Here is a 7,728-nt window from a genome sequence, read left to right on the forward strand (position 1 = left end):
ATCGAGGAGGAAGAGGCATACGTCCTCGACGTTGTGAAGGCGCTCCTGCCGTTTTCTCTCCCCATCGGGGTCTCGATATACCCGGGACCAGAGACCCCGGCCCGGCTCCACGCCCTCGGCGTCGCTGAGGTGAAGTTCAACATTGAGACGGCGACACCGGCGCTCTTTTCTGAGATGTGCCCCGGCCTCTCGTGGGAGGCGGTCTGGGAGGCGCTGCGGCAATCCGTGCCGCTCTTCGGGCGGGGGAGGGTCTACTCAAATGTCATTGTCGGCCTCGGGGAGACCGACGAAGACCTAGAACGGGTCATCGAGGGCCTTGCCGGGATCGGCGTCATCCCTATCCTCCGCCCGCTCACCCCGGCAGCGTCCCTCGCCGGCAGGCCCCGGCCGTCCGCCGATCGAATGCTCAGGCTCTATGACATCCACGAGCGAATCCTCAGGCAGGCCGGGCTCGACCCCGGCCGGGCCCTGACGATGTGCGCGGCATGCACCGGCTGCGACCTTGTGCCGGGGAGGGATGCATGAAGGGCACAGAGGCGCTGGCGCTCGCGCTCCGGCGGTCGGCAGACCGCTGGTACGCCGTCCCCGGCTACCCGGTCTCCGGGCTCGCCGCCGCAACCGGGGCCGCGATCACCACAAACGAGAAGGTGGCGCTCGAGTACGCCCTCGGCGACTCGCTCGCCGGCCGCCGGGCCGCTGTCGTGGTCAAGCACGTGGGCCTCAACGCCTGTGCGGACCCGCTGGTGCACGCCACCGCCCAGGGACTCCGGGCCGGCGTCGTGGTGGTCGTCGGCGACGATGTGCGCGCTGTCGCATCAGACGTCACGCAGGACTCCCGCTACTACGGCGAGATTGCCCGGGTTCCGGTACTGGAGCCGGACGGCGAGACACTCGCGCCGGCGGTCGAGGCGGCGTTTGAGGCTTCAGAGACCTTCTCCCGCGTGGCTATCGTCAGGGTCACCCCCGACCTCCTGGACGCGGATGTCCCGGAAACCTCCGCATCCCGGAGCGACCAGAGAGGAAGCCTCGCAGACCCGGGGCTCACGATGGCCGGACGGGCGCAGGCGAGCGACCGGGGAACCAGGGCGATGTTTGCCTGGTCGCGGTCCTCGCCCCTCAACCGGTTCTCCGGCGGCACGGTCGGGACCGGCCCCGCGGAGGGAGCGTCCCGGGCGGTCACGGTCTACCCGCCGCCTGCCGACCCTGAGGTGCTCGCCCGGACCCGGGAGATCGGCCGCTCCTTCCTCGGTGAGCACCGGCTGCTCGCCCCCCCAGAGCCCACCGGAGAGCCTGAGAGGTTCTCCTCGCGGGGGTACTGCCGGACCTTCTGCCGGGACTGCCCGTTCCACCCTGCCCTCGCCATCCTGCGCGATCGGGGCATGCAGGCCGCCTGCGACGCCGGGTGCGCGATCCTCGCGATGAACCCGCCCTACCGTATCGGCATCGCCTCCTACGGGCTCGGCTCATCGGTCGCCGTGGCGGCGACCGGTACGGGGGTAGCGCTCACCGGCGACTACGCACTCCTGCACTCGGGGCTAAACGCCCTCATCGACGTCTACGAGCGCCAGCTCCCGCTCCTCTGCATCGTCCTTGCGAACAACCGGATGGGCATGACCGGCGGTCACCCCGTCCCCGACATCCTTCGTTACATCGCCTGGGCAGACCCGGTCGTCTGCAGCGCAGACGACACCGCGGCGCTTCGCCGGGTTCTGGTCCCCCCACCGGGACCCCGCACGGTGGTGATCGAAGGCACCTGCCCTGAGGCTGGACACCATGAAACCCTGGAATATTGAGATCTGTGATGTAACACTGCGAGACGGGGAGCAGACTCCCGGCGTCTCGTTTACCCGTGACGAGAAGATGGCGATCGCGTTGATGCTTGATGAGATCGGCGTGGAGGTGATCGAGGCCGGTTTCCCGGTTGTATCACCGGCAGAGAAGGAGTGCGTCGCCGCTATCGCACGAAGCGGCCTTGACGCGCGGGTCTGCTGCCTTGCACGGGCATTGCGGCCCGATATCGAGGCGGCGCTCGACTGCGACGTGGATATCGTCAGCATCTTCATCGCGACCTCAGACCTCCATATCAGGCACAAGTACCGGAGGCCCCGGGAGGAGGTGCTCGAGGACGCCCTCGCTATGGTGGAGTTCGCCTCCGACCACGGGGTGCAGGTGCGGTTCGCGGCCGAGGACGCCTCACGAACCGACCCGGCGTTCCTTGTGGAGATGTATAACCGGGGCGCCGAATGTGGCGCCGACCTGCTCAGTTTTGCGGACACGGTCGGATATCTCACCCCGCTTGAGATCCATGCGATCGTCTCCGGGATCCTGGCAGAGGCCCCGCACCCGCTCTGCATCCACTGTCATGACGACCTCGGGTTTGCGGCGGCAAACACCATCACTGCTGCAGCCGCAGGGGCGTTCCAGCTCCATACCACTGTCAACGGTATCGGCGAGCGTGCCGGGAACGCGGCGCTCGAACAAGTGCTCGTCGCGCTCAGGATGAAGGGCGGCATCGACCGCTACGACCTCTCCAGGCTCCAGGAGATCTCAAGGCTGGTCGCCCAGGTCTCGGGAATCTACCCGGACCAGGTCAGACCGATCGTCGGCGAGAACGCCTTTGCTCACGAGAGCGGCATCCATATCGCCGCCATCCTCGAAGACCCGCCGACCTATGAGTCCATCCCTCCGGAACTGGTGGGCGGCGAGCGGCGGTTTGTCCTCGGGAAGCACACCGGGAAGCGGGCGCTTGAGCATATCGCGAATGCCTACGGTTTCAACCTCTCGGACGAGCAGGCGCGGTGGGTGCTTGGACAGATCAAACAGAGGAGTGAGGGGAAGTGCAGCGTCACCCGGGAGGTGCTCTGCGGATTCCTCAGGCAGGCAAAGGAGGGAATCCCCCAATGAGCACGCTCTCAGAGCGGATCCTCGGCGCACCGGCGGGTGAGTACGTGGACCGCGATGTCGACCTCGCCTTCGCCCATGACGGGACCGGCGTTCTCGCAAGGGAGGCACTCCGTGAGATGGGGGTGGAGCGGCTCCCCCACCCTGAGAGGCTGCACCTCATCTTCGACCACATTGTCCCGGCGAACACCGGGACGACGGCGACGCTCCAGGCCGAGCTCCGCAGGTATGCCAGATCCTCCGGCGTCGCGCTCTCTGACGCCGGCGGGGGGATCTGCCACCAGGTGATGAGCGAAGGGCTCGTCCGGCCCGGCATGATCGTCGCGGGTGCCGACTCCCACACCTGCACCCTCGGCGCCTTCGGCGCGTTTGCCACCGGGGTGGGGGCGACCGATATGGCGGCGATCTGGGCGTCGGGGGGCACGTGGTTCCGGGTCCCTGAGACGATCGCGCTCCGGCTCTCGGGCAGGCTCTCCGGCGCCGCGGAGCCGAAGGACGCCGCCCTCGCCTACGTCGCAAAACTCGGGATGGAGGGGGCGACCTACCGGGCGCTGGAGTTCGTGGGCGACGGGGCGGCGGGCGTCTCCATGGACGGGCGGCTGACGCTCTGCAACATGGCGGTCGAGACCGGGGCGAAAGCCGGGATGTTTTACGCCGATGCAACCACCGTCCGTTATCTCGCGGAGCATGGGGTTTCGGCATCACCACAGGTCCCGGAGAACTGCCGCTACGAGCGTGAGGTCAATATCGATCTATCAGATATCGTGCCCCTTGTCGCGATCCGGCACCGGGTGGATACTGTCCGCGAGGTGGCGGAGGTCGCTGGCACGCAGATCGACCAGGTCTTTGTCGGGACCTGCACAAACGGTCGCTACGAAGACCTCGCCCGGTTCGCCCGCATCGTCCGGGGGAGGAAGGTGGCGGTCCGCACGCTGGTGGTCCCCGCCTCCCGGGCGGTGCTTTCCCGGGCGATCGCCACCGGCGTCCTTGCCGATATCGTGGATGCGGGGTGCATGGTGGCGCCGCCCGGGTGCGGGCCGTGCCTCGGGGCGCACATGGGAGTGCTCGGTGAGGGCGAGGTCTGCCTCTCCACCGCCAACCGGAACTTTAAGAACCGGATGGGTGTGGGCGGCGAGATCTACATCGCATCGGTCGCTACCGCAGCGGCGAGCGCGCTCGCAGGCGAGATTGCGGTCCCGGAGGTGGCGTGATGCAGGGAGTCGGGCCAGCGGTCTGCCTCGGAAACGATGTCGACACCGACCAGATCATCGCGGGCCGCTACCTCCGGACAAAGGACCGCTCGGTCTGGGCTGAACACGTCCTCGAGGATCTGGACCCAACGCTCGCCGGGCGTATCAGGGGTGTGGTCATCGTCGCCGGGAGGAACATGGGGTGCGGGTCGTCCCGGGAGCAGGCGGTGGTCGCCCTCAGGGAGGCCGGGGTGGTCGGTGTCGTCGCCCCGTCCTTTGCCCGGATATTCTTCCGAAACGCCGTCAACGTCGGCCTGCCGGTGATCGAGGCCCCGGTCTCCTCCTGCACCGACGGCGCTCACGTCGCGTTCGACCTTGACGAGGGATGGGTGGAGGTGGATGGGGAGCGCTATCCCGCCCGCCCGCTCTCAGCAAAGATGGTCGCCATCCTCCGTGCCGGAGGGCTGGTTCCCTACTGGAGGTCGCGCCGGTGATCTTTCCTGCGCACTGCAAGTACGTCGGGATGGTGACCGGCACCCCGTGCGGCAACCGTGCCTACTTCCTCTCGCGCTACTTGATCCGGGAGACCGCCGACGGGCCTGAGGTGCTCGAGGTGGAGACCGATCCGGAAGGCGCCGGGCTGATGCGTCGTGTGCTCTCGACCCGGGTGCTCGCCGCAGGCGACGAGGTCTACCGCCACCCTGACCTGGTGAACGTCCACGACCGAACATTCTTGTTGGAGGCGGCGCTCAGGTCCGGGCACCGGTGCACCGTATTTTCCGGCCACGACGGTCAGACCACGTTCGTTCTCGACCCTGACCTCTCGGGGTTCCTCCGCATTCACGTCTACGACATCACCCCGCCCCGGCCTCACCTCTCGGCCACGCTTCAGGATCTTGAGGAAACAGGGCTCTTCGGCGACCTCGAGGTCGTCTTCGAGCACCACGTCAGGGATATCCGGGAGATCGAGGCCGACGTCTACCCCTGCCGTGTGGCCGGTTTTATCCGCACCCTCGACGCCGACCAGGTTCGGCCGGGCGATCGGGTCGCAGGGTGCCTGACGGCAAGAGATCTGGTGCGGGAGTGTTATGGGGAAGAGATTGCGGTGGAGAACACCTGTCCGCTCGAGGCGGTGAGAAGCGAGCCGTTCATTGCCAGGTGCTGCCGGAGCGAGCGGGGGGGTCTTGGGCGCTGGAACGGCAAGTTCGGCGCCGTGGTACACTGGGGCGCGTCACCGCGGGATATCGCAGAGGCGGTCGTGCGCGTCACGGCTGCATGGAGGGACCGTGATGGTAAAGGTAGCGGTTGTTGAAGGCGACGGCATCGGGCACGAGGTCGTCCCGGTCGCCCGGGATATCCTCGCGGCCGTGCGCCCTGACTTTGAGTTCTTCGATGTTGAGGTAGGCTACGGGCTCTGGGAGCGGACCGGGTGCGCCTGCGGGGAGGAGACGATGGCGGAGCTCCGGTCAGCAGACGCCATCCTCTTCGGGGCCATCACGACGCCGCCCGATCCCGATTACCGGAGCGCCGTGCTGCAGATCAGGCACGACCTCGACCTCTACGCAAACGTCCGCCCGATACAGGGAGGCGATGTTGACATCGTTATCGTGCGGGAGAACACCGAGGGGCTCTACTCAGGCATCGAGTGGACCGAGCCGGACCGGGCCTGCACGGTCAGGGTCGTCACCCGGCGCGGGAGCGAACGGGTAGCCAGGTATGCCTGCACCCTCGCAAAGTCCCGCCGGCACCTCACCGTCGGCAACAAGGCGAACGTCCTGAAGTCAGACTGTCTCTTCGTCGAGGTCTGCATGGCTGAGGCCGCCCGGGCCAATGTTCCCTGCACGGCCCGCTACATCGACGCGCTCTGCCTCGACGTCCTGATGCACCCCGACCGCTACGACGTCATCGTGACGACCAACATCTTCGGGGACATCCTCTCCGACGCCGCCGCCTACCTGGTGGGGGGGCTCGGGATGCTCCCGAGCGCGAATATCGGGGAGCGGCACGCCCTCTTTGAACCGGTGCACGGGAGCGCCCCTGATATCGCCGGGCAGAATATAGCAAACCCCATCGCGGCGATCAGGAGCGCCGCGATGCTGCTTCGTCATGTCGGCGACCCTGCTTCGGCGGCGGCCGTCGAAGGGGCTGTCCGCCGGGTGGTGGATGTGGGCGTCCGGACCCCGGACCTCGGCGGCACTGCCGGAACCCGGGAGTTCGGGGCGGCGGTGCTCCGTGAGGTCGGGCGGGGGAAGGCCTAAACGCTTCTGGGTTGACGGGTATGGTATGGTGCAGGTAGGATGCCACGTCTCCATCGCCGGCTCGATCGACCGTGCGGTCGGGAGGGCCGGCGAGCGGGGGTGCGATACGTTTCAGATCTTCTCCCGGAACCCCCGGGGCTGGCAGGCAAAGGACCTCGACCCCGGGGCTGTCGATGCGTTCCAGGAGGCTGTGAGTGCGTCCGGGCTCGGCCCGGTCGTCGACCACATGCCCTACCTCCCAAACCCGGCCTCGCCCGACGATGCGATCTATGAAAAATCGGTCGCGGCGCTCACCGGGGAGCTTGGGCGGTGCGACCTCCTCGGGATACCCTACCTCGTGACCCACCTCGGGCACCACCGTGGTGCCGGGACCGATGCGGGGCAGGAGCGGGTTATCACCGCCATCAACCGGGCGCTCGCCGATGCGGGTGAGGGGAATGTGATGCTCCTCCTCGAGAACACCGCCGGCGAGAAGAACAGCGTGGGAACGACCGTCGCTGACCTCTCCCGGATCAGGGAGGGGATCGATGCGAAAGAGCGGATCGGGATCTGTTTTGATACCTGCCATGCCTTCGCTGCCGGCTACGACCTCAGGACAGCGGAGGGGGTCGATGCGGTGTTTGGGGAGGTTGAGGACCGGATTGGCCTTGAGCATCTCCGGGTCATCCACCTCAACGACAGCAAGGGCAACCTCGGGGGCGGGCTTGACCGGCACGAGCATATCGGGCTTGGGTCCATCGGGGAGGAGGGGTTTAGGCACATCCTCCGCCACCCGGCCATCCGGGGCCTCCCACTCATCTGCGAGACGCCGGTGGACGAGCGGCGGGACGATGCCGGGAATATCGCGAAGGTCCGGGAACTTGCGGGGGCGTGAGCGCCCGGGGACGTCGCTCCGGCGGGATCGCGCCGGCCCCCGGGCAGCAAATATTGCATAATTTTTATAATAATCAGATATTTTTTCTCAACCCATCCTATTTTATAGTAAGATATTTATATTGCTAACTCTATCCTGCAACGCGCGAACCCTTTATCCTGAGGTGTCCCGGTGATTCTCCGGAATTCCACAGGATTTCCGTTTATACGCCGGCGAGGGAACCCCGTTTCCCCGGCGTGCATACAGACACCATCGCGTGGGACGAAGGGGGCGTTCTCATCGTGGTGATACAAGAATGACTGCATGTAAAGCGCTGATTGTTATCTGTACCGCCATTGCCATAGGATTACTGGCATCGCCTGCCATGGCCGGGGAGAGGGCCCCGGGGGATATCGTTTCGATCTGTATCGATGGAGGATCGCAGGAGCATCCCGGCATCGACGGGGGTACGGTTGTCTGGGAGGACGGAAGGAACGGAAAGTCGATCTACTATTCGAGCGGCCCC

Annotated in this window: 8 protein-coding genes and 1 pseudogene; all 9 read left to right on the plus strand. The window is 66.6% G+C overall.

The features are described 5' to 3' along the window. Positions 1–525: pseudogene (locus tag BP858_RS02880) on the plus strand (radical SAM protein); the annotation flags it as partial. Beyond that, positions 522–1,793, plus strand: a complete 1,272-nt coding sequence (locus BP858_RS02885; RefSeq protein ID WP_286878796.1) for a thiamine pyrophosphate-dependent enzyme — start codon at positions 522–524, stop codon at positions 1,791–1,793. The pseudogene BP858_RS02880 and the gene BP858_RS02885, both read left to right, overlap by 4 nt. Beyond that, entirely contained in the window at positions 1,774–2,904 is a 1,131-nt protein-coding gene (locus tag BP858_RS02890; RefSeq protein WP_281767575.1) for a homocitrate synthase family protein, read from the plus strand. The genes BP858_RS02885 and BP858_RS02890 overlap by 20 nt, the downstream gene beginning before the upstream one ends. Next, on the plus strand, positions 2,901–4,112 hold the full coding sequence (locus BP858_RS02895) for a 3-isopropylmalate dehydratase large subunit (RefSeq protein WP_214166145.1): 1,212 nt from the start codon (positions 2,901–2,903) through the stop codon (positions 4,110–4,112). The genes BP858_RS02890 and BP858_RS02895 overlap by 4 nt, the downstream gene beginning before the upstream one ends. Continuing rightward, positions 4,112–4,585, plus strand: coding sequence for a 3-isopropylmalate dehydratase (locus tag BP858_RS02900; RefSeq protein WP_074175731.1), 474 nt, complete (start codon positions 4,112–4,114; stop codon positions 4,583–4,585). The genes BP858_RS02895 and BP858_RS02900 overlap by 1 nt, the downstream gene beginning before the upstream one ends. Next, the gene (locus tag BP858_RS02905; RefSeq protein ID WP_062266572.1) at positions 4,582–5,403 is read left to right on the plus strand and encodes a DUF7714 family protein; all 822 of its coding nucleotides are present in this window, start codon (positions 4,582–4,584) and stop codon (positions 5,401–5,403) included. The genes BP858_RS02900 and BP858_RS02905 overlap by 4 nt, the downstream gene beginning before the upstream one ends. Further along, on the plus strand, positions 5,381–6,349 hold the full coding sequence (locus tag BP858_RS02910) for an isocitrate/isopropylmalate dehydrogenase family protein (protein ID WP_074175732.1): 969 nt from the start codon (positions 5,381–5,383) through the stop codon (positions 6,347–6,349). The genes BP858_RS02905 and BP858_RS02910 overlap by 23 nt, the downstream gene beginning before the upstream one ends. Positions 6,350–6,374: 25 nt before the next feature. Then, positions 6,375–7,223 (plus strand): deoxyribonuclease IV, encoded by an 849-nt coding sequence (locus tag BP858_RS02915; RefSeq protein WP_214166142.1) that lies wholly within the window; start codon positions 6,375–6,377, stop codon positions 7,221–7,223. Between the two features lie 295 nt (positions 7,224–7,518). After that, a partial coding sequence (locus BP858_RS02920) for a hypothetical protein (RefSeq protein WP_286878797.1) occupies positions 7,519–7,728 on the plus strand: 210 nt, incomplete at its 3' end.

The organism is Methanoculleus sp. UBA413, from assembly GCF_002502935.1.
In the GTDB taxonomy this organism is placed as follows: domain Archaea; phylum Halobacteriota; class Methanomicrobia; order Methanomicrobiales; family Methanoculleaceae; genus Methanoculleus; species Methanoculleus bourgensis.

What these genes read in the sequence shown, in the direction of transcription:
- BP858_RS02885 (WP_286878796.1), top strand. Translation starts at nt 522, where the DNA reads ATGAAGGGCACAGAGGCGCTGGCGCTCGCGCTCCGGCGGTCGGCAGAC.
- BP858_RS02890 (WP_281767575.1), top strand. Translation starts at nt 1,774, where the DNA reads ATGAAACCCTGGAATATTGAGATCTGTGATGTAACACTGCGAGACGGG.
- BP858_RS02895 (WP_214166145.1), top strand. Translation starts at nt 2,901, where the DNA reads ATGAGCACGCTCTCAGAGCGGATCCTCGGCGCACCGGCGGGTGAGTAC.
- BP858_RS02900 (WP_074175731.1), top strand. Translation starts at nt 4,112, where the DNA reads ATGCAGGGAGTCGGGCCAGCGGTCTGCCTCGGAAACGATGTCGACACC.
- BP858_RS02910 (WP_074175732.1), top strand. Translation starts at nt 5,381, where the DNA reads ATGGTAAAGGTAGCGGTTGTTGAAGGCGACGGCATCGGGCACGAGGTC.
- BP858_RS02915 (WP_214166142.1), top strand. Translation starts at nt 6,375, where the DNA reads ATGGTGCAGGTAGGATGCCACGTCTCCATCGCCGGCTCGATCGACCGT.